The 328-nt window shown below is 62.2% G+C and carries 1 protein-coding gene; it reads right to left on the bottom strand.

Annotated elements, in window-relative coordinates:
- Positions 1 to 328, bottom strand: a 328-nt coding sequence (locus Absy_RS11680) for a hypothetical protein (RefSeq protein WP_048854935.1), incomplete at both ends; no start/stop codon positions are given.

Raw genomic sequence — 328 nt, 5'->3', positions numbered from 1 at the left:
TGTGACATCCCCAGCCACCTGTGCCTGCTGGGTCAGGCTGGCTTCACCTGCGTTCGAGAGGCTTCCCAACTTGCCACCATTCACTGTGAGCGTAGCGCCTGCACTATTGGTGGCTACTCCGGCCACCTGACTGTCGGTCAGGGTTGCGGTGCCGCTCTGGTTGGCGAGCGTCTGAAGGAGGGCAGCATTCTGCACCGTGAGTGTGCCAGTGTTGGTTGTGGTGCCATCCACGGAACTGGCATCGACGGTCAGGGCGTTGGCGTTTGTGACATCCCCCGTGACCTGTGCCTGCTGTGTCAGGCTGGCCTCACCGGCGTTCGAGAGGCTT

Origin of the sequence: Acetobacter syzygii, from assembly GCF_000964225.1 — a bacterium.
Taxonomy (GTDB): Bacteria; Pseudomonadota; Alphaproteobacteria; order Acetobacterales; family Acetobacteraceae; genus Acetobacter; species Acetobacter syzygii.
This window is presented reverse-complemented; position numbering and strand designations above follow the sequence as displayed.